This window comes from Streptomyces sp. NPDC088147 (assembly GCF_044741565.1).
Lineage (GTDB): Bacteria > Actinomycetota > Actinomycetes > Streptomycetales > Streptomycetaceae > Streptomyces.
The window spans coordinates 257570-277158 of sequence record NZ_JBIUSY010000007.1; the positions used below are offsets into that span (position 1 = coordinate 257570).

Here is a 19589-nt window from a genome sequence, read left to right on the forward strand (position 1 = left end):
GGGGCCGTACTTCCGGGGCCGTACGGCCAGGCCCTCACGTCCGGGCCCGTACGGCCCGGCGCGTGCGCCGCCAGGACCTGGCGGCGTCAGGCCGCGGCGTTCTCGGTGATCGTGACCCGTCCCTTGCGGATCGTGGCGAGCCGTGGAGCGCGGCGGGCGATCGAGCTGTCGTGAGTGACCATGATGAAGGTCAGACCGTACTCTTTCCAGAGGCCCTCCAGCAGTTCCATGATCTCGTCACGCATCGACTCGTCGAGATTTCCCGTGGGTTCATCGGCGAGCAGCACCTTCGGCCGCTTGACGAGCGCGCGGGCGATCGCGACCCGCTGCTGCTGGCCGCCGGAGAGTTCGCCGGGCACATGGCCGAGCCGCTCGCCGAGGCCGACGGAGCCGAGCGCCTCCGCCGCGCGTTCGCGCCGGGCCGCGCCCTTGAGGCCGAGCGGCACCAGGGCCGTCTCGACGTTCTCCTGCGCGGTCAGCGTGGGGATCAGGTTGAAGCTCTGGAAGACGAAGCCGATGCTCTCCGCCCGTACCTTGGTGAGTCTGGCCTCGGGCAGCCGGGCCAGATCCACCCCGTCGAATTCGACACTCCCCTCCGTCGGGCGGTCGAGGCCGCCGAGCATCTGGAGGAGCGTGGACTTCCCCCCTCCGGTCGGGCCCTGGATGACGAGCCGGCCGCCGTCCTCGATCGTCAGATCGACGCCGGCGAGCGCGTCGACGGTCTTCTTGCCGCGCGAGTAGCGCTTGGTGACGCCTCTGAGCTGGTACACGGTGCAACTCCTGCTGTGCGAAATCCTGTTGCTGCGGAATCTGCGAAATCCTGCGAGACCTGCGAGACCTGCGAAATCCAGCGGGACCTGCGGGACCCGCGGAATGCCGCGGGACCTGCGGAATCCCGCGGGAAGGGGAACGGGCTACTCGACGCGGCGCAGAGCGTCCGCGGGCCGCAGCCGGGAGGCCCGCCAGCCGCCGAAGCCGCCGGCGATGAGACCGCCCGCGACCGCCAGCCCCACGGCGATACCGATGGTGGAGACGGAGACGGGCGCGGTCAGGGCGATGTCGAGCGCCTTGGACGCGGTCTGCCGCACGGGGCCGCCCCCGCCCCCGGGACCGCCGCCGGCGAAGCCGCCGCCTCCTTGGCCGCCCGTGGCGCCGAGCTGCGCCGTGAGGGTCGGGCTGATGGCGGTGACGAGATAGGCGCCGCCGAGACCGAGGGCGATACCGAGCGCCCCGCCGAGCAGTCCGTTGACGAGCGCCTCGCCGACCACCTGGCGGGTGACCCGGCCGCTCTTCCAGCCGAGCGCCTTGAGCGTGCCGAACTCCCGTACGCGGCGGCTGACGGCCGAGGAGGTGAGCAGCCCCGCCACCAGGAAGGCCGCGATCAGCACGGCGACGGAGAGCCACGTGCCGACCGTCGTGGCGAGGTCGGAGGCGGTGGACAGGGAGCCGGACACGGTGCCGGCGAGATCGGCGGAGGTGGTGACCGTCGTGTCCGGGATGTTCTTCTGGATGGCGGACTTGACGCTGTCGATCTGCTGCGAGTCGGCGGCCTTCACGTAGACCGTGGTGACCTTGTCCTTGGAGTCGGCCAGGGTCTGGGCCTTCTTCAGCGGGATGTAGAGGTTGGCGGCGGAGTCCCCGCTGTCCGCGGTGGCGACGCCGACGATGGAGAACGTCGTACCGGAGATGGTGACGGTCTTGCCGACCGCGAGGCTCTTCTCCTTGGCGTACGCGCTGTCGACGACCGCGACCGCCGTGTCCGTCTCGGTGCTCTTGAACGTACGGCCTGCGGTGATCTTGGACGAGGTCAGCGGGCCGAGCGCGGGCGCGGCGACGTCGGTGCCGAACACGGAGTAGGAGTTGACGTCGAACGCGGCGCCGCCGCCCCGGACCTGTCCGCCGCCGGAGCCGCCCGCTCCGCCCTGGCCTGTCCGGTCGCCGCCCTGCGGCGGGGCGATCTCGCCGGGCTTGAACTCCCCGTTGACCTTGAGCACGGTCAGGCTGAGCCCGCCGACGGCCGCGTCCACCCCGTTCTGGCCGCCGACCTCGGTGACGGTCGAGGAGGACAGGGTCTGGAAGCCCTGGACCATCACCCGGTCGCTGCTCTGTTCGGCGTCGGTGTCGCCGTCGGCGTCGAATTCGAAGCGCCGCCGGTTGGTGTCGCCCTCGCCGGGCGGGGCCGCGGCTTTGGTGACGGTCATGTCGGTGCCGAGGCCGTACAGCGATTGCAGGACCTTGTCCTGGGCCTGGCTCATGCCCGAGGAGACGGAGCTGACGACGATCACCAGTGCGATGCCCAGGGCGAGCCCCGAGGCGACGACGAGCGCCGCCTTTCTGCGACGGCGCAGCTCGCGCCTGAGGTAGGTGAAGAACATGCGCCGAAGCTAGGAGCCCGGTGTGATGAAGAGTTAAGGGCCGGGTGAGAGCGGCATGAGAACGCGAACGGCGGCGGCACCTGGAGGAGGTGCCGCCGCCGTTCGCCCGCGGACTCGGACCGGCCGGGCGAGTCGGTTCGGGCCGGGGCCTGCCGACCCGCGTCGGTCAGGCGGCCGAACCGGCCTGCCAGTCGGACCAGTTCATGTTCCAGCCGTTGAGGCCGTTGTCCGGGGCGATGGTCTTGTCGGCGGAGTTCTTGACGACGACCACGTCACCGATGAGCGAGTTGTCGTAGAACCAGGCGGCCGGCTGGTTGGGGTCACCGGCGCCCTTCACGTCCTTCAGGCCCACACAGCCGTGGCTGGTGTTGACGTTGCCGAACGCGTTGCCGCCCCAGTAGCTGCCGTGGATGAAGGTCCCGGACGTGGACAGCCGCATGGCGTGCGGGACGTCCTTGATGTCGTACTCGCCCTTGCCGTCGTCGTCCGTGAAGCCGACCGTGGCACCGTTCATCCGGGTCTCCTTGAACTTCTCGGAGATCACCATCTGGCCGTTGTAGGTCGTGTTCTCGGGCGAGCCGGCCGAGATCGGGATGGTCTTGAGCGTCTTGCCGTCGCGCACGACGGTCATCGTCTTGCTCTTGACGTCGACCGTGCTGACCTGGCTGCGGCCGATCTGGAAGGTGACCGTCTTCTGCTGGACGCCGAAGACGCCGTCGGCGCCCTCGATCCCGTCCAGGTTCAGCTTGAGGGTGACCGTGGAGCCGCCCGTCCAGTACTGCTCGGGGCGGAAGTCGAGGCGCTGCTGGTTGAACCAGTGGCCGACGACCTGCTGGCCGCTGCTCGACGTGACGGTGATGCCGTCCTGGACGGCCTTCTTGTCGGTGATCGCCTTGTCGAAGTTGATCGAGACCGGCATCCCGACGCCGACCGTGGAGCCGTCCTCGGGGGTGAAGTTCCCGATGAAGCTGTTGCTCGGCGAGACGGTGGTGAAGGAGGAGTTCTCATGGGCCTCGCGGCCCTTGGCGTCCTTCGCCGTCGCGGTGATCTTGTACGCGGTGGAGCGCTCCAGCTGCGCGTCCGGCTTCCAGCTCTTGGCGTCGGCGGCCAGGGTGCCCTTGACGGCGGTGCCGTCCGCGGTGGTCATGGTCACGCTGGTGAGGGTGCCCTTAGTGACGGTGACCTTGGCGTCGTTGTTGATGCCCACATTCGTCGCGCCGTTCTTGGGCGCGATGGATATCTGGGCCTGCGAGGTCTCCTTGGCGGCCACCTCGTCCGCCTTGGCCTGAGCCGACGCCCCGCTCTCCGAGGGGGCCTTGTCGGTCCCCTCGCTACAGGCCGAAAGCACCAGTAGGCCGCCGAGCACCGCGGACGCGGCCGCGAGGCCCTTGCGCCGCTTGCTGTCCCTCATCACACGCTTCTCCATCATCGCCGCTTACCCTGCCGATAACACTTAAGAACACCTGTACCGGTTCGTCCGGTTCCACATCCACCGAGGATGTGGTGAACGCCACTCGCCCCGGGGAAATGCGCGAGCCCCGGCCCGTCGGTTACGGCGGACCGGGGCTTACCAGAGTGACACGCCTCCGGTCTACATCCGACCAGCTCCGACCTCACCCTCGACCCCGGCCTCTTCGCCGTCGTCCTCGCCGTCCTCGTCGTCCTCGTCGAGGGCCCACTCGACCGCGTCGGGGTCGTAGTCGATCAGTTCGCTGGTCCAGGAGGCCTGGGCCAGCTCGATCCCCGGGACCTCTTTGACGAGGTCGAAGGGCTCCACCAGATACGCGAGGGCCTCCGCCTCATCTTCCCGGACCGCGGACCGGGCATGCGCCCGCTCGTCGTCCGGCATGGACTCGTCCGCGCCGATGCGGTCGAGGGCGGCGGCGCTCAGTCGCTGAGGGTCATCGACCTCCAGCACCAATTCCACCTGTACCCGAACATACCGTGATGTCTCAGAATCGCTCATACGACGGAGGGTAAGCTCCCGACCCCACGACTTTCCCGCGACCCGCTGCTATCACTAACATCACCGCACCCAGCCAATTCGGCGTTGTCACAAGGGGGATCGATCACGTGTCCGTCGCACGCCGACCGCTCCTGACAGCTACCGCCGCCGGCACCCTGCTCTGCGCCCTGTGGTTCGTGCCCTCAGCGAAGGCCACCGAGGAGCAGAACGGTCCGCGGGAGCAGTCAGCCGCATCCGCTCACAGCCTCACCGCCGGGGAATCCGAGCCGCTGACCCTCGCCGACACGGGCGGCGTGGACACCACGCCGTATCTGGTCGGCGGGAGCCTCTGTCTCGGGATCGGCGCGGGGTTCGTCGCGTACTCCATACGCAGAAGTGTCCGCGCGTCGCTCTGAGCGTCGTACGCACGGAGGGGCCGCCGGGCCGGAACCCGGCGGCCCCTCCGCGTCTCAGGCCAGCGGCCCGGTCACCGGCTCGACCGCGGCGACGAGCCCGCCCCCGCGCACGAACGCGTCGGCCCCGGCCAGATCGGGCGCGAGGAAGCGGTCGGGCCCCGGCCCCTGGACGCCCGCGGCGCGCAGGCCGTCGATGGCCGCCTGGGAAGCGGGCGCGGGCGTCAGGCCCGTACGCAGCTCGATCGCACGCGTCGCGGCGTACAGCTCGACGGCGATCACGCGGGACAGGCTGTCGACGGCGGTACGGAGCTTGCGCGCGGCCGACCAGCCCATGGAGACATGGTCCTCCTGCATCGCGGAGGACGGGATCGAGTCGACCGAGGCCGGCACCGCGAGCCGCTTCATCTCACTGACCAGGGCGGCCTGGGTGTACTGGGCGATCATCAGCCCCGAGTCGACCCCCGCGTCATCGGCGAGGAAGGGCGGCAGACCGTGCGAGCGGTTCTTGTCCAGCAGCCGGTCCGTACGGCGCTCCGCGATGGAAGCGAGGTCGGCGGCGGCGATCGCCAGGAAGTCCAACGCATACGCCACAGGGGCGCCGTGGAAGTTGCCGTTGGACTCCACCCGGCCGTCCGGGAGGACGACGGGGTTGTCGACCGCCGACGCCAGCTCCCGGTCGGCCACGACGCTCGCGTACGCCAGCGTGTCCCGGCCCGCGCCGGCGACCTGCGGGGCACAGCGCACGGAGTAGGCGTCCTGGACGCGGGGGGCCGCGTCCTGCTGGAAGTGGCCGGTCAGCCCGGACCCCGCGAGCACCCGCAGCATATTGGCGGCGCTGGCGCCCTGGCCCGGGTGCGGGCGGATGGCGTGCAGCTCGGGGGCGAGGACCTTGGCGGTACCGAGAAGGGCCTCCAGGCTCAGCGCGGCGGTGATGTCGGCGGAGGTGTAGAGCCGCCGCAGATCGGCGATCGCCATGACCAGCATGCCGAGCATGCCGTCGGTCCCGTTGAGCAGGGCGAGCCCTTCCTTCTCCCGCAGCTCCACCGGCTCGATCCCGTGCGCGGCGAGCAGCTCCCCCGCGGGCCGTACGACACCGTCGGGGCCCTCCGCGTCGCCCTCGCCCATCAAGGTCAGCGCGCAGTGGGAGAGCGGCGCGAGGTCCCCGGAGCAGCCCAGCGAGCCGAACTCGTGCACGACGGGCGTGATCCCGGCGTTCAGCACGTCGGCCATGGCCCGTGCCACGAGCGGGCGCACGCCGGTGCGCCCGGAGGCCACGGTCTTGAGCCGCAGGAACATCAGCGCCCGCACCACGTCCCGCTCGACGAGGGGCCCCATCCCGGCGGCGTGCGACCGCACGATATTGCGCTGGAGCTGCGCCCGCAGCTCCGGACTGATCCACCGGGTGGCGAGCGCCCCGAACCCGGTGGACACCCCGTACACCGGCTCGGGCTTGGCGGCCAGCGCGTCCACGACCTCGCGCGCGACGGCGAGCGCGTCGAGGGCCTCGACGGAAAGCTCGACCCGGGCGCGGCCCCTGGCCACGGCGACCACATCCTCGGCGGTGGTCCCGGACGTCCCCACCACAACAGTGTGCATATCCATATTCAGGAGCGTACGGACTGAATCGCAGGGTGTCACTAGGGGGCGGCGTGCCTCCGGCGGGGGGCGGGGTACGGGTGCGCCGTTGGGGTGCCAGGGGTCGGGGTCCGGTGGGCACGCTCGCCCCGGCGACAACCCGCACCCGCGACCACCGGCCCCAGCCGAAACGCGCCCGGCCAACGCCCCCGTCGGCTACGCCGACCCCGGGGCGTCGCGGAAGCGCCGTCTCTCCCCCCGCGCCGGCGCCGGCGCGTCCGCCAGTCTCAGTACCGCCCCGTCCCGCCCCGCGACCACCGGCCCGCCCGCCCGCGCCGCCTTCGCCCGGTACTGCGCCGCGTCCGCCAGCCGGAACAGCCGTCGCGCCGACCCCACCTCCCCGATCGGGTCCCCCGTCGACGCGATCCCGCACGCCACGCCCTCCCCCAGATCCAGCCCGGCCGCCCGCTCGCACACCTCGGCGGCCACCGCCAGCACCTCGTCCGAGGTCGGGCCCACCGTCAGCAGACAGAACTCGTCCCCGCCCAGCCGCGCCACCAGCGCGCCGGGAAGCCGTGCGCCGCATACGGACAGGAGCGTGGCGAACCGTTCCAGCAGACGGTCACCGGCCGCATGGCCCTGGGTGTCGTTGACCTTCTTGAGGCCGTTGAGATCGCAGACGACGAGGCTGACGACGGCCCCCTCCTCCTGGTACCGGACGATCGCCTCGTCGAGCCGTACGTCGACCGCGCGCCGGTTCGCGAGTCCGGTCAGGGGGTCGGTGAAGGCGAGCCGGCGGACCTCTTCGAGCCGTTCCGTCTGGGCGATCCCCGCCGCCACCACCGACGCGATGACGGTGGCGAAATCCGCGTCGGCCGCGTCGAACAGCGGCGCCTCCGGGGGCCTGGCCACATACAGCTCGCCCCACGCCCGCCCGTGCAGCACGATCGGCGCGACGACGCAGCAGCCGCGGCCCCGCCTGCGCAGCGCGGCCATGCGCTGGTGGTTGTAGCCGGGCCCGCCCGAGCCACCCGGGCCACCCGGGCCGTCCGACGCCGGCGCGACCGCCGGCCCCGCCGCGGTCTCGACCCAGGCCTGCGGCCCGCCGCCGCCCGCCCACCGCCCGTGCAGGAATTCCGCGATCTCCGGAAACTCATGCACGGGATACGTCTCGTCCTCGGGGAACTCCTCCTCCCCGTCCACCCGTGCTCCCGCGTTCACGAGCACCTTGAGGCGACCGAGATCCCGCTCCCACACCGACAGCGCCCCGAAGCTCCCCCCGAGCGCCTCCAGCGCGCCGCACGCCGCGGCCCGCCAGGACTCGATCGCTGTTGGGGCCGCCGCCATCGCCTGAGACAGTCGCACTATGGCGCGCAGTCGCCCATCCACTCCCATCGCCCCACCTTAAGACGGTTTGACGGGATTTGATCATCCGGATCGATGGGTGATCATGACGCGTTCACCCGTACCGCGCGCCGCGGCGCGTGCTCACTCACCGGGCCACCGCGGCGCGCGCTTCTCGTTGAACGCGGCGACCCCTTCCGCCCGGTCTCCGGAGAACGCGACGGACCGCCACGCGGCGTCCTCGACCTCCAGCCCCGCTCGCAGGTCGAGCCCGTGCCCGAGCCGCAGCGCGCGCTTGGCGGCGCGCAGGCCGACGGGCGAGTTGGCGGCGATACGGCCGGCCAGGGCCAGGGCCTCGTCCCGGTCGGCGCCCTCGTCCACGAGCTGGTCGACCAGCCCCAGCGCCGCCGCCTCGGCCGCGGCCACCCGCCGTGCCGTGAAGACCAGTTCCGCGGCGCGCGCGGCGCCGACGCGGCGCGGGAGCAGCTGCGTACCGCCGCCGCCGGGGATCACCCCGACCGACACCTCGGGCAGCCCCACGACCGCCGTGGGGTCGGCGACGATCAGATCGCAGGCGAGCGCCAGCTCGAAGCCGCCGCCCAGCGCGTAGCCGTGCACCGCCGCGATCGTCGGCATCGGCAGTTCCAGTACGCCGGTGTACGCGGCCCGCGCGGTCGGGCGCTGGCGCACGAGTTCGGCGTCGCTGAGGGAGTTGCGCTCCTTGAGGTCCGCGCCGACACAGAAGGCCCGCGCGTGGGTGGAGGTCAGCACCGTGACCCGGACGTCCCGGTCGGCGCCGAGCGCGGCGCACGCGGCCCCGAGGGACCGGGCCAGCTCGCTGGAGACGGCGTTCATGGCCTTGGGCCGGTCCAGGGCCAGTTCGGCGACATGACCGTGCCGCCGTACGACGACGAACTCCCCGAACCTCTGCTCAGTCTCCGTCACGACCGCACCCTCCCGGTTAACGACAGTTCACCTTGGCCGGACCGATCCTAGGGGGGCGGCTCGGCGGGGAGCCGCACCGGGCCTGGAAGAGCTGGGACCGCCCTAGGTGTTCCGCCGCCCCATCAGCCACGGCTCCACCACACCCAGTCCCCGCACCGGCCGCTGCCACATCGGCTGGAGCCCGAAGCGGTACGAGGGCAGCGCCGCGCCCTCGTGCTCGGCCTTCGCCGCGGCCTCCGCCGCCTGCGCCTCGGAGGCCGGGGCGTCGCCCGTGCGGATCAGCTCCTCCGCGAACGCGCCGTCGACCAGCACCGTGTCCTTCGGCGCTATGGAGGTCAGCCGGCTCGCGAGGTTCACGGTCGTGCCGAACACGTCGCCCATCCGCGTCGTGACCGTCCCGAACGCGATCCCGACGCGCAGCGCCGGCATCGAGTCGTCGTGGGTCATGGTCTCTATCAGGCGCAGCGCTATCTCCGCGGCCGTTCCCGCGTCGTCCGCCGCGAACAGGACCTCGTCGCCGAGGGTCTTGATCAGCCGGCCGCCGTGCGCGGCGACGAGGTCGGCCGCGGTCGTCTCGAACGCCTCGACCAGCTCGCCGAGTTCCTCCTCCTCCAGCCGACGGGTCAGCCGGGTGAACCCGACGAGGTCGGCGAAGCCGACGGCGAGGCGGCGGTCGACCATCTCGTCGTCGTCCGCGGCCTGGACGACACGGCCCGTGGCGGCGGCGAGCTGGCGCCGCCACACGTAGACGAGGAACTCCTCCAGCTCCGGCAGGAGCAGCTCCACCAGGGGGTACGTGACTTCCGTACGGGTCATGCCGGGCTCGGGCGGCTCGGTCAGGCCCTCCAGGAAGGAATCGATCTGCCACTCCGCCAGCCGGGCGGTGGTCTGTCCGGTCGAGCGGGCGACCTGGATCGCCATCGGCTCGCTCAGCAGCCCCGCCTCCACCAGACCGGCGAGCCGCCGCAGGGCCAGTACGTCCGCTTCGGTGAGCGCCTTGGCCTGGCCGATGTCGGCGAAGCCCATGGCGCGCCAGAAGCGGGAGGCGAGGTCCATCGAGACCCCGGCGGTACGGGCCGCCTGGAAGGCGGTGTAACGGCGGTCCGCGCCGAGGATCAGCTGTTCGAGGCGGATGGCCAGCGGGTCGTCGGACGGCTCGGCCGTGTGGTCGACGACATGGTGGGGGTTGGGGTGTACCGAAGACTCCGACGGCGGCTGCGCGTCCTCGCCGGAAGTCGAATCGTCGACGGTCACCAGCCGCCTCCTGCCCGTTCCCTGCGCACTGCCCTGCCGATCTGTCGTGGACCGCCTCAACGATACGGCAGATGTGCGCTGGCTCACGTATCGCGTGAGCAACCTGGATCCGGGTGCGACGGTCCGGTCACGGGGCGTCGCCGGTGACCGCCCCGGCGACCGCGCCATGTGCGTCGTGCATATGCCTACGCCGGAAGACGTCCTCGTACGGACAACGCGGACGCCGGAAGACGTCCTCGTACGGACGACGCGCGCCTCAGGAGGCCGGCCGCAGATGGACGATGTCGCCCGCCCCGACCGGATGTCTGGCGCCGTCCTCGGTCGCGACCACCAGCCGTCCGTCGCCGTCCACGGCCACCGCCTCGCCCAGCAGCTCACGGTCGCCCGGCAGGACCGCCCGTACCGTGCGGCCCAGCGTCGCGCACCCCGCCGCGTACGCCTCCTGGAGCCGGCAGAGCGCCGGGTCGCCGCCCGCCTCGCGCCACTCCCCGTACCACCGCTCCAGGGCCCGCAGGACCCCGCGCAGCAGGGTGTCGCGGTCGAGGGACACCGCGTTCGCCAGGGCCAGCGAGCCGGCCGCCGGTACGGGCAGTTCCGCCGTGTGCAGCGAGACGTTCACGCCCACACCCACCACGACCGCGTCGTCCCCCGCGCGCTCCGCGAGGATCCCGCCGGCCTTCCGCTCCTCCCCGTCCACGGTCACCAGCAGGTCATTGGGCCATTTGAGTGCCGTGTCCACGCCCGCGGCCCGCGCCAGCCCGGTCGCCACGGCCACTCCGGTCAGCAGCGGCAGCCAGCCGTAGCGGTGGACCGGTACGCCGGGGCCGGGTCTGAGCAGTACGGAGAAGAAGAGCCCGGAGCGCGCGGGCGCCGACCAGCGGCGGTCCAGCCGGCCGCGGCCCGCCGTCTGCTCCTCGGCGATCAGTACGGTGCCCTCCGCGGCTCCCGGTGTGCCGTCCGCCCCCGCCATGGCCCGCGCGGCCAGATCGGAGTTGGTGGATCCGGTGGCGGCGACCACGTCGAGCGAGCTCCACAGCCCGCCGGGCCGGATCAGCCCGCGGCGCAGCGCGCGCTCGTTCAGCGGGGGGCGTTCGAGGTCGGACCAGCGGCTCTCTGGTGCATGGGGATCCGTCATGCAAGCCACCCTAGGTGTGGCCAACACCGCACTGCCGAACGGTATGGGCGCCGATACCCTACGGATCAGTAGCACCCGGAACACCCGCATCCGTGACCCCGCAGGGAGCCGCATCCCGATGTCCGAGCCGGAAAACGCCCGAGGAATCCCCGACGGAACCGCCGCCCACACCACCGCGGGAAAGATCGCGGACCTCCAGCGCCGTATCGAGGAAGCCACGCACGCGGGTTCCGCGCGCGCCGTGGAGAAGCAGCACGCCAAAGGCAAGCTGACGGCCCGCGAGCGGGTCGATCTGCTGCTGGACGAGGGCTCCTTCGTCGAGCTGGACGAGTTCGCCCGGCACCGCTCCACCAATTTCGGCATCGAGAAGAACCGCCCGTACGGGGACGGGGTCGTCACCGGTTACGGCACGGTCGACGGCCGTCCTGTCTGTGTCTACTCGCAGGACTTCACGATCTTCGGCGGCTCGCTCGGCGAGGTCTACGGCGAGAAGATCGTGAAGGTCATGGACTTCGCGCTGAAGACCGGCTGTCCGGTCATCGGCATCAACGACGGCGGCGGCGCCCGGATCCAGGAGGGCGTGGCCGCCCTCGGTCTCTTCGCCGAGATCTTCCGCCGCAATGTGCACGCCTCGGGTGTCGTCCCGCAGATCAGCCTGATCGTCGGCCCGTGCGCGGGCGGCGCGGTCTACTCGCCCGCGATCACCGACTTCACGGTGATGGTCGACCAGACCTCGCACATGTTCATCACGGGCCCCGACGTCATCAAGACGGTGACCGGCGAGGACGTGGGCTTCGAGGAGCTGGGCGGCGCCCGTACGCACAACACGACCTCCGGCGTCGCGCACCACATGGCGGGCGACGAGAAGGACGCCATCGACTACGTCAAGTCCCTGCTGTCGTACCTCCCCTCGAACAATCTGTCCGAGCCGCCCGCCTTCCCCGAGGAAGCCTCGCTGGAGCCGACGGACGAGGACCGCGAGCTGGACACGCTGATCCCGGACTCCGCGAACCAGCCGTACGACATGCACGCGGCCATCGAGCACGTACTGGACGACGCCGAATTCCTGGAGACCCAGGCGCTGTTCGCGCCGAACATCATCACGGGCTTCGGCCGGGTCGAGGGCTTCCCGGTCGGGATCGTCGCGAACCAGCCGATGCAGTACGCGGGCTGTCTGGACATCAACGCCTCCGAGAAGGCCGCGCGTTTCGTCCGTACGTGCGACGCCTTCAATGTGCCGGTGCTGACGTTCGTCGACGTCCCGGGGTTCCTGCCGGGGGTCGACCAGGAGTACGGCGGCATCATCCGGCGCGGCGCCAAGCTGATCTACGCGTACGCCGAGGCCACGGTCCCGCTGATCACGGTGATCACCCGCAAGGCCTTCGGCGGCGCCTACGACGTCATGGGCTCCAAGCATCTGGGCGCGGACCTCAACCTGGCCTGGCCGACGGCGCAGATCGCGGTGATGGGCGCGCAGGGCGCCGTCAACATCCTGCACCGCCGCACGATCGCCGCGGCCGGTGACGCGACGGCGCAGGAGGAGACACGCGCCGAACTGATCCAGGAGTACGAGGACGCTCTGCTCAATCCGTACGTGGCGGCCGAGCGCGGCTATGTCGACGCGGTCATCATGCCCTCGGACACCCGGGCACACATCGTCAAGGGCCTGCGTCAACTGCGGACGAAGCGGGAAAGCCTGCCTCCGAAGAAGCACGGCAACATCCCCCTCTAGGACACCGGGAAGGGCGCCGAACAGTGATCAAGGTTGTACGAGGAAATCCGACCCGGGAAGAGCTGGCCGCCGCACTCGCGGTGGTGCGGGCCCGTGCCGCGGCGATGGCGGACTCGCCGTCGGACGCGGCCCCGCCCCCCGCCGAGTGGTCCGCCCCGACGCGGATCGCCCGCCGCCGGCTCCCGGAGCCGGGGCCGCGGGCGTGGGCGCGCACGTACTGGCCCGGCTGACCACCACCCCCCGGGCCGGGCGCGAGGACAGGCCGTCGGCACGGTAGCGCCTGAGTACACGTACTCAGGCGCTACGGACCCGGCGGCCGGAGTATCGGTCCCATGCTGTGGTCCGATCCGGAGAACGAGCCCCCCAGGGAGATGCGCGACGCGCAGCTCATGCTGCGCCGCGCCGGTGTGCTGCTCGCGCTGGCGGTGGTGCTGGCAATGCTCGTGCTCGGCCTCCGCTGACCGCCTCCGGCGGACTTCCCGCCGATCGCCCCCGGCGGACCTCCCCCGTAGCGGCCGGACGCCGCGACCTACGATGGCCCGCATGACCGATCAGCGCCGCCGGCTCGTTCTCGCCTCCGCCTCCCCCGCCCGTCTCGGACTGCTCCGGCAGGCCGGGCTCGCCCCCGAGGTGATCGTCAGCGGCGTCGACGAGGACGCCCTCTCCGCCCCGACCCCCGCCGAACTGGCGCTCGTTCTGGCCGAGGCCAAGGCCACCGCCGTGGCCGCGCTCCCCGCGACGGCCGGCGCGCTGGTCGTCGGCTGCGACTCCGTCCTCGAACTCGACGGCGAGGCGTTCGGCAAGCCCGCCGACGCCGAAGAGGCCACCGCCCGCTGGAAGTCGATGCGCGGGCGGGACGGAATCCTGCGGACCGGTCACTGCGTGATCGACACGACGACCGGCCGCCGTGCCGCCGAGACCGCCTCGACCACCGTCCGCTTCGGGAATCCGACGGACGCCGAGATCGCCGCGTACGTCGCCTCCGGCGAACCCCTCCACGTCGCGGGCGCCTTCACCCTGGACGGCCGGTCCGCGCCCTTCGTCGACGCGATCGACGGCAGCCACGGCAATGTCATCGGCCTGTCGCTGCCGCTGCTGCGCCGGCTGCTCGGCGAACACGGCGTCACGATCACCGATCTGTGGGCCTGAACCGGCCCCACCGGCGCCTGTGCGGTCCCCTTCAGTCGAGGACCGCGGTGGCTTCGACCTCCACCAGATGCTCGGGCACGTCCAGCGCCGCGACGCCGATCAGCGTGCCCGGCGCCAGCGGCGTGATCCCCAGCTTCGCGGCGGCACGGGCCAGTCCTTCCAGGAACAGGGGCATCTTGTCGGGGGTCCAGTCGACGACGTGGACGGTCAGTTTCGCCACGTCCTCGAAGGAGCCGCCGACCTCGGCCAGGGCGGTGCCGACGTTCAGGTAGCACTGTTCGACCTGCGCCGCGAGGTCACCTTCGCCGACCGTGCTCCCCTCGGCGTCCCAGGCGACCTGTCCGGCGATGAAGACCAGCTTCGATCCGGTCGCGACCGACACCTGCCGGTAGACATCGATTTCCGGCAGTCCGCCGGGGTTCACCAGAGTGATGGCCATGCTTCTCCGCTCCTCGTGGTCTCTTGTGGTTACTGAAGAACCGTAGGAGAGTGAGCGCCGACGTGGAAGAACGCACTTTTCGGTGACTGGGGAACCTGATGGTGACCACGAAGTACGACGGCTCGCCCGACGAAGCCGACCTGACGCGCGCGGACTCGCTGGCCCGGGAGATCTTCTCGGACGTCGCCAACAAGTGGGCGCTCCTGATCATCGAGGCGCTCGGCGACGGCACCCTGCGCTTCGGTGAGGTGCGGAACGGGATCGAGGGCATCAGCCACAAGATGCTCACCCAGAACCTGCGCATGCTGGAGCGCAACGGTCTGGTCGACCGGACCGTGCACCCCACCGTGCCGCCGCGGGTCGAGTACACCCTCACCGAACCGGGCCGGGCGCTGCGGGAGACGGTCGGCCGGATGTGCGACTGGACCCATCAGTACCTCGGCCACATCGAGTCCTCCCGCAGCCGCTTCGACTCCTGACCGGGCAGGCGCGGGCCGCGGCCGGACTCAGGCGGCGGCCGGACTCAGGCGGCGGCCGGCCCGTCGTCCGCGGCGGCCCGCTCGGGCTCGTACCCCACCAGCACCAGCACGATCAGCCCCAGCACGACCATCATGAGCGCGAAGGCGCTCCACCCCACCAGCCCCATCGTCACCGCGCCGAGCACCCCGTGCACGACCGCGCAGGTGATGAGCGCGACCCTGCCGAACCGGCCCGGAACGCGGTCCTTGATGCCGGTACGTACCAGAATCGCCGCGATGAGCACGAGAAAGCAGCCGAGGACGCCGCCCATCACCCACGCGCCGAGGGACATGGCGGACGGGTCGAGTCCGGCCAGGGACATGCGCTGATTGTCGACAACCGTCGCCAGCACGCCGTTGACGAACACGACGCCGACCGCCTCGAACAGCAGTACCACCGCGGCCACCCAGGCCACCGGTCTGCGCGCCACGGCGCCACCCTCTTCCCCTGTTACCGGTAGTACGTAGGACATCGCGAACGCTACTAACCGGTAAACCTCCGGACAAGGGCCCCGGCGGGTGCAGAGAATCATTCGGCCATTCGTAGGGACTCCACAAAGAATCGCGATCCGCCGAGGGGTACTCGGACAGAGAGGTGGACCACATCCGAGCGCTACTGTGCGACGGGGGATCCCGGCGTACCGTGGTGCCACAAGGGATTTCGCCTTCTGAACGAGCCTCGAACCACGCGCCGTGTGGGCAAGGTCACCATGGGGGACGGATCCATGGGGCGTGTCGGCAGTCCCTAAACTCAGCTTGTTTTCAAGGAGGGAGCCATCGTGCGCAAGGTGCTCATCGCCAACCGTGGCGAAATCGCTGTCCGCGTTGCCCGTGCCTGCCGGGATGCCGGGATCCAGAGCGTAGCCGTCTACGCGGACCCGGACCGGGACGCCCTGCACGTCCGCGCGGCAGACGAGGCGTTCGCCCTGGGCGGTGACACCCCGGCAGCCAGCTATCTCGACATGGCCAAGGTGCTTCAGGCGGCCAAGGACTCCGGTGCGGACGCGATCCACCCCGGCTACGGATTCCTTTCCGAGAACGCCGAGTTCGCTCAGGCCGTGCTGGACGCCGGGCTCACCTGGATCGGCCCGCCTCCGCAGGCCATCCGCGACCTCGGCGACAAGGTCGCCGCCCGCCATATCGCCCAGCGCGCCGGCGCCCCGCTGGTCGCCGGCACCCCCGACCCGGTCTCCGGCGCCGACGAGGTCGTCGCGTTCGCCAAGGAGAACGGCCTGCCGATCGCCATCAAGGCGGCCTTCGGCGGCGGCGGACGGGGCCTCAAGGTCGCCCGTACGCTCGAAGAGGTCCCGGAACTGTACGAGTCGGCCGTCCGCGAGGCCGTCGCCGCCTTCGGCCGCGGCGAGTGCTTCGTCGAGCGCTACCTCGACAAGCCCCGCCACGTCGAGACCCAGTGCCTGGCGGACTCGCACGGCAACGTCGTCGTCGTCTCGACCCGCGACTGCTCCCTCCAGCGCCGCCACCAGAAGCTGGTCGAGGAGGCCCCGGCGCCCTTCCTCTCCGACGCCCAGAACGCCGAGCTGTACGCGGCGTCCAAGGCGATCCTCAAGGAGGCCGGCTACGTCGGCGCGGGCACCGTCGAGTTCCTCGTCGGCACCGACGGCACGATCTCCTTCCTGGAGGTCAACACCCGCCTCCAGGTGGAACACCCGGTCACCGAAGAGGTCACCGGCATCGACCTGGTCCGCGAGATGTTCCGCATCGCCGACGGCGAGGCCCTCGGCTACGGCGACCCGGCCGTGCGCGGGCACTCCTTCGAGTTCCGCATCAACGGCGAGGACCCGGGCCGCGGCTTCCTGCCCGCCCCCGGCACCGTCACCACCTTCGCCCCGCCCTCCGGCCCCGGGGTCCGCCTGGACGCGGGCGTCGAGTCCGGCTCGGTCATCGGCCCCGCCTGGGACTCCCTGCTCGCCAAGCTGATCGTCACCGGCGCCACCCGCGAACAGGCCCTCCAGCGCGCCTCCCGCGCCCTGAACGAGTTCACGGTCGAGGGCATGGCCACGGCGATCCCCTTCCACCGCAAGGTCGTCACCGACCCGGCCTTCACCTCCGACCCGTTCACCGTCCACACCCGCTGGATGGAAACGGAGTTCACCAACGACATCCCGCCCTTCGCGGCCCCCACCGACGCCGAGACCGACGACGAGCCGGGCCGCGAGACCGTCGTCGTCGAGGTCGGCGGCAAGCGCCTCGAAGTCTCCCTGCCGTCCAGCCTGGGCATGACCCTGGCCCGCACCGGCCTGGCCGCCGGCGCCAAGCCCAAGCGCCGCGCCGCCAAGAAGTCCGCCTCGGCGGCCTCGGGCGACACCCTGGCCTCCCCGATGCAGGGCACCATCGTCAAGGTCGCCGTCGAGGAGGGCCAGGAGGTCAAGGAAGGCGATCTCGTCGTCGTCCTCGAAGCCATGAAGATGGAGCAGCCCCTCAACGCGCACCGCTCCGGCACGATCAAGGGCCTCGCCGCGGAAGTCGGCGCGTCCCTCACGTCCGGCGCGACCATCTGCGAAATCAAGGACTGACCGACCGGACAGGACCTGGGCCCCGCCCGAGCACATCGGGCGGGGCTCCGGCGTATGCGGTGGCATCCTTGACGCCACGGGCGGAGACAGAGAGGACCCCCAATGGCGAGCAGTACGGCACACGCACTGCCCCGTCCCATGCGCGCCGACGCGCGCCGCAACTACGAACGCCTGCTCACGGAGGCCCGCCGCAGCTTCGCGGAACACGGCACGGATGCCTCCCTGGAGGACATCGCGCGCCGCGCGGGCGTCGGCATCGGCACGCTCTACCGGCACTTCCCGAACCGCCACGCGCTGATGAACGCGGTCTTCCAGGAAGCGCTCGCCTCCCTCATCGACCGCTCCCGCGAACTCGCCGAGTCGGACCAGCCGTGCGGCGCCCTGGTCGAATGGCTGGGTGCGCTCATCACTCATGCGGGTGAGTACCGCGGGCTCTCGCAGGCGCTCATGTCGGCGTCGCACGACAAGAGTTCGGCGCTGTCGCAGTGCAGCGTGCCGATGCGAGAGGCGGGCGGACGCCTCCTGGAACGGGCGCAACGGGCCGGGCACGTACGGCAGGAGGTCGCGATCGATGACCTGTTGCAACTCACGAACGCGATCGCGCTGGCGGCGGAACAATCGTCGGACCCGAGCCTGGGCGAACGCCTGCTCAAGCTGACGCTGACGGGCCTACGGCCCTGAGGTGAGCCTGCCGGCTGGGGGCCGTGGTCCGGGGTGCGTTTCGGCTGAGGCCGGTGGTCGTGTGCGGGTTGGTCGTGTGCGGGTTGTCGCCGGGGTGCGCGGTGCGCCTGCGGCGCGGGGTGCGGTGTGCGCCTGCGGCGCGGGGCCGGTGGGTGGTGCCGGGGTCCGGCGTCTCCGGTGGTACATGGCCGGACGGCCACCCGGCGGCACCCCGGACCCGGGCCACCGGCCCCAGCGAAACGAACCCACGACCACGCCCCCCAGCCGGAGGCGTTACCGGCGCCGCAAGTCCGCTACCCGCGCCCTCTCCCCCGGCTCCTGCGCCGCCAGCGACGCCGCCGCGCTCCGCAGTTGCGGACCCGGCCCCCCGTTCCCCGGCCCCTGTCCCGGACCCGCCGCATGCGTGCGGCGCTGCCCCGGAAGCGGTACGTCACGACGCGACTGCCGCCCCGCCGGATGCACCTCACCGCCCGAGCCGCCGGTCCCCGCGACGGACCCGGACCCCGTACCGGCCGCGCCCCCGGACACCCCGCCCGCCGAACCGCCGGCTCCGCCGGCCACCGCGCCGGCCACCGCGATCTGCACTCCTTGGTCCGCCAGCGCCTGAAGCTCCGTCGCCGCGCGGTCGTCATGCGCCGGCGGCTCGTCGGTCACCAGCCTGCTGATGAGATCCGTCGGCACCGTCTGGAACATCGTGTCGGTGCCCAGCTTCGTATGGTCGGCGAGCACCACGACCTCCGCCGCGGCCTGCACCAGCGCCCGGTCCACGCTCGCCGAGAGCATGTTGGACGTGGACAGCCCGCGCTCGGCGGTCAGTCCGCTCCCGGACAGGAACGCGCGGGTGACCCGGAGACCCTGGAGGGACTGCTCCGCCCCGCTGCCGACCAGCGCGTAGTTCGAGCCGCGTAACGTGCCGCCGGTCATGACGACTTCGACCCGGTTGGCGTGCGCGAGCGCCTGCGCGACGAGCAGCGAGTTGGTGACGACGGTCAGGCCGGGGATCCGCGCGAGCCGACGGGCCAGCTCCTGCGTGGTCGTACCGGCGCCGACGACCACGGCCTCGCCCTCTTCGACGAGACTCGCGGCGAGATCGGCGATGGCCGTCTTCTCCGCCGTTGCGAGATGGGACTTTTGCGGAAAGCCGGATTCTCGCGTGAATCCGCCCGGCAATACCGCACCGCCGTGCCGGCGGTCGAGGAGTCCTTCGGCCTCCAGCGCCCGCACGTCCCGCCGTACGGTCACTTCGGAGGTCTGGACGACGCGGGCGAGCTCACGGAGCGACACGGCCCCGTTGGCGCGCACCATTTCGAGGATCAATTGGCGACGTTCTGCAGCGAACACGAAACTGACAGTAACCCCAACCGCCGTCTACTTTCAGCAGTTTGCGCCGAATAACAGAAGTTGTACACAGACGGGTACGCACAGTGGTATAAGGCCGCGTCAGCAGCGGCGAAGCCCGTACCGGCCAGGGCGACGCGCTCACGAACGACGCCTTCACGCAGGCGAACCGCGGTGCCTTCGCGCCCCGCGGAGCGCCCCGCGGAGCG

The 19589-nt window shown here is 71.4% G+C and carries 20 protein-coding genes; 8 read left to right on the forward strand and 12 right to left on the reverse strand.

All coding sequences use genetic code 11. The features are described 5' to 3' along the window. Positions 1-86 precede the first annotated feature (86 nt). From ACIOGX_RS24735 to ACIOGX_RS24750, 4 genes are all read right to left on the reverse strand, one after another. On the reverse strand, positions 87-770 hold the full coding sequence (locus ACIOGX_RS24735) for an ABC transporter ATP-binding protein (RefSeq protein WP_401916277.1): 684 nt from the start codon (positions 768-770) through the stop codon (positions 87-89). Positions 771-914: 144 nt separating this feature from the next. Next, positions 915-2375, reverse strand: a complete 1461-nt coding sequence (locus ACIOGX_RS24740; protein ID WP_401916280.1) for an ABC transporter permease — start codon at positions 2373-2375, stop codon at positions 915-917. Positions 2376-2541: 166 nt separating this feature from the next. Further along, entirely contained in the window at positions 2542-3801 is a 1260-nt protein-coding gene (locus ACIOGX_RS24745) for an Ig-like domain-containing protein (protein WP_356514705.1), read from the reverse strand. A gap of 165 nt (positions 3802-3966) precedes the next feature. Then, the gene (locus ACIOGX_RS24750) at positions 3967-4293 is read right to left on the reverse strand and encodes a hypothetical protein (protein WP_401916282.1); all 327 of its coding nucleotides are present in this window, start codon (positions 4291-4293) and stop codon (positions 3967-3969) included. 155 nt (positions 4294-4448) lie between these two features. Between ACIOGX_RS24750 and ACIOGX_RS24755 the strand changes: the two genes are divergently transcribed. Continuing rightward, positions 4449-4736 carry a hypothetical protein gene (locus ACIOGX_RS24755; RefSeq protein WP_356514317.1) on the forward strand — a complete coding sequence of 96 codons (288 nt, stop codon included), beginning with the start codon at positions 4449-4451 and terminating at the stop codon, positions 4734-4736. A gap of 54 nt (positions 4737-4790) precedes the next feature. Here the strand turns inward: ACIOGX_RS24755 and hutH are convergent, their stop codons facing one another. From hutH to ACIOGX_RS24780, 5 genes are all read right to left on the reverse strand, one after another. Further along, the gene (gene hutH, locus ACIOGX_RS24760) at positions 4791-6332 is read right to left on the reverse strand and encodes a histidine ammonia-lyase (protein ID WP_401916668.1); all 1542 of its coding nucleotides are present in this window, start codon (positions 6330-6332) and stop codon (positions 4791-4793) included. Positions 6333-6527: 195 nt separating this feature from the next. Then, a complete protein-coding gene (locus tag ACIOGX_RS24765; RefSeq protein WP_401916285.1) occupies positions 6528-7706 on the reverse strand; it encodes a diguanylate cyclase domain-containing protein in 1179 nt (392 codons plus the stop codon). A gap of 93 nt (positions 7707-7799) precedes the next feature. Next, the gene (locus ACIOGX_RS24770; RefSeq protein WP_356514313.1) at positions 7800-8600 is read right to left on the reverse strand and encodes an enoyl-CoA hydratase-related protein; all 801 of its coding nucleotides are present in this window, start codon (positions 8598-8600) and stop codon (positions 7800-7802) included. A gap of 102 nt (positions 8601-8702) precedes the next feature. Beyond that, positions 8703-9854 carry an adenylate/guanylate cyclase domain-containing protein gene (locus ACIOGX_RS24775; protein WP_356514311.1) on the reverse strand — a complete coding sequence of 384 codons (1152 nt, stop codon included), beginning with the start codon at positions 9852-9854 and terminating at the stop codon, positions 8703-8705. Positions 9855-10110: 256 nt separating this feature from the next. Beyond that, a complete protein-coding gene (locus ACIOGX_RS24780; protein WP_356514309.1) occupies positions 10111-10989 on the reverse strand; it encodes a biotin--[acetyl-CoA-carboxylase] ligase in 879 nt (292 codons plus the stop codon). 118 nt (positions 10990-11107) lie between these two features. Between ACIOGX_RS24780 and ACIOGX_RS24785 the strand changes: the two genes are divergently transcribed. From ACIOGX_RS24785 to ACIOGX_RS24800, 4 genes are all read left to right on the forward strand, one after another. Further along, complete coding sequence (locus ACIOGX_RS24785) at positions 11108-12721, forward strand: acyl-CoA carboxylase subunit beta (protein ID WP_356514307.1); 1614 nt, start codon at positions 11108-11110, stop codon at positions 12719-12721. Between the two features lie 23 nt (positions 12722-12744). Next, positions 12745-12951: an acyl-CoA carboxylase epsilon subunit gene (locus tag ACIOGX_RS24790; protein WP_129770666.1), complete on the forward strand. Its 207-nt coding sequence runs from the start codon at positions 12745-12747 to the stop codon at positions 12949-12951. 102 nt (positions 12952-13053) lie between these two features. After that, positions 13054-13182: a morphogenic membrane protein MmpB gene (mmpB, locus tag ACIOGX_RS24795; protein WP_356514305.1), complete on the forward strand. Its 129-nt coding sequence runs from the start codon at positions 13054-13056 to the stop codon at positions 13180-13182. Between the two features lie 73 nt (positions 13183-13255). Next, positions 13256-13870, forward strand: coding sequence for a Maf family protein (locus ACIOGX_RS24800; protein WP_401916291.1), 615 nt, complete (start codon positions 13256-13258; stop codon positions 13868-13870). Positions 13871-13901: 31 nt separating this feature from the next. On the opposite strand, the gene ACIOGX_RS24805 is transcribed toward ACIOGX_RS24800, so the two are convergent. Continuing rightward, a complete protein-coding gene (locus tag ACIOGX_RS24805) occupies positions 13902-14309 on the reverse strand; it encodes a RidA family protein (protein ID WP_401916294.1) in 408 nt (135 codons plus the stop codon). Between the two features lie 98 nt (positions 14310-14407). Between ACIOGX_RS24805 and ACIOGX_RS24810 the strand changes: the two genes are divergently transcribed. Then, entirely contained in the window at positions 14408-14788 is a 381-nt protein-coding gene (locus ACIOGX_RS24810) for a helix-turn-helix domain-containing protein (RefSeq protein WP_356514299.1), read from the forward strand. 44 nt (positions 14789-14832) lie between these two features. Here ACIOGX_RS24810 and ACIOGX_RS24815 read toward each other — a convergent pair whose 3' ends face one another. After that, the gene (locus tag ACIOGX_RS24815) at positions 14833-15300 is read right to left on the reverse strand and encodes a hypothetical protein (RefSeq protein ID WP_401916297.1); all 468 of its coding nucleotides are present in this window, start codon (positions 15298-15300) and stop codon (positions 14833-14835) included. A gap of 306 nt (positions 15301-15606) precedes the next feature. Between ACIOGX_RS24815 and ACIOGX_RS24820 the strand changes: the two genes are divergently transcribed. Next, positions 15607-17361, forward strand: coding sequence for a biotin carboxylase N-terminal domain-containing protein (locus ACIOGX_RS24820; protein ID WP_356514295.1), 1755 nt, complete (start codon positions 15607-15609; stop codon positions 17359-17361). A gap of 102 nt (positions 17362-17463) precedes the next feature. Continuing rightward, positions 17464-18042, forward strand: a complete 579-nt coding sequence (locus tag ACIOGX_RS24825; RefSeq protein ID WP_401916300.1) for a TetR/AcrR family transcriptional regulator — start codon at positions 17464-17466, stop codon at positions 18040-18042. 273 nt (positions 18043-18315) lie between these two features. Here the strand turns inward: ACIOGX_RS24825 and ACIOGX_RS24830 are convergent, their stop codons facing one another. Continuing rightward, on the reverse strand, positions 18316-19383 hold the full coding sequence (locus ACIOGX_RS24830; protein ID WP_383974500.1) for a DeoR/GlpR family DNA-binding transcription regulator: 1068 nt from the start codon (positions 19381-19383) through the stop codon (positions 18316-18318). Positions 19384-19589 lie beyond the last annotated feature (206 nt).

What these genes read in the sequence shown, in the direction of transcription:
- ACIOGX_RS24805 (WP_401916294.1), bottom strand. Translation starts at nt 14,309, where the DNA reads ATGGCCATCACTCTGGTGAACCCCGGCGGACTGCCGGAAATCGATGTC.
- ACIOGX_RS24825 (WP_401916300.1), top strand. Translation starts at nt 17,464, where the DNA reads ATGGCGAGCAGTACGGCACACGCACTGCCCCGTCCCATGCGCGCCGAC.
- ACIOGX_RS24740 (WP_401916280.1), bottom strand. Translation starts at nt 2,375, where the DNA reads ATGTTCTTCACCTACCTCAGGCGCGAGCTGCGCCGTCGCAGAAAGGCG.
- ACIOGX_RS24815 (WP_401916297.1), bottom strand. Translation starts at nt 15,300, where the DNA reads ATGTCCTACGTACTACCGGTAACAGGGGAAGAGGGTGGCGCCGTGGCG.
- ACIOGX_RS24780 (WP_356514309.1), bottom strand. Translation starts at nt 10,989, where the DNA reads ATGACGGATCCCCATGCACCAGAGAGCCGCTGGTCCGACCTCGAACGC.
- ACIOGX_RS24800 (WP_401916291.1), top strand. Translation starts at nt 13,256, where the DNA reads ATGGCCCGCATGACCGATCAGCGCCGCCGGCTCGTTCTCGCCTCCGCC.
- ACIOGX_RS24810 (WP_356514299.1), top strand. Translation starts at nt 14,408, where the DNA reads ATGGTGACCACGAAGTACGACGGCTCGCCCGACGAAGCCGACCTGACG.
- ACIOGX_RS24785 (WP_356514307.1), top strand. Translation starts at nt 11,108, where the DNA reads ATGTCCGAGCCGGAAAACGCCCGAGGAATCCCCGACGGAACCGCCGCC.
- ACIOGX_RS24765 (WP_401916285.1), bottom strand. Translation starts at nt 7,706, where the DNA reads ATGGGAGTGGATGGGCGACTGCGCGCCATAGTGCGACTGTCTCAGGCG.
- mmpB (WP_356514305.1), top strand. Translation starts at nt 13,054, where the DNA reads ATGCTGTGGTCCGATCCGGAGAACGAGCCCCCCAGGGAGATGCGCGAC.
- ACIOGX_RS24745 (WP_356514705.1), bottom strand. Translation starts at nt 3,801, where the DNA reads ATGGAGAAGCGTGTGATGAGGGACAGCAAGCGGCGCAAGGGCCTCGCG.
- hutH (WP_401916668.1), bottom strand. Translation starts at nt 6,332, where the DNA reads ATGCACACTGTTGTGGTGGGGACGTCCGGGACCACCGCCGAGGATGTG.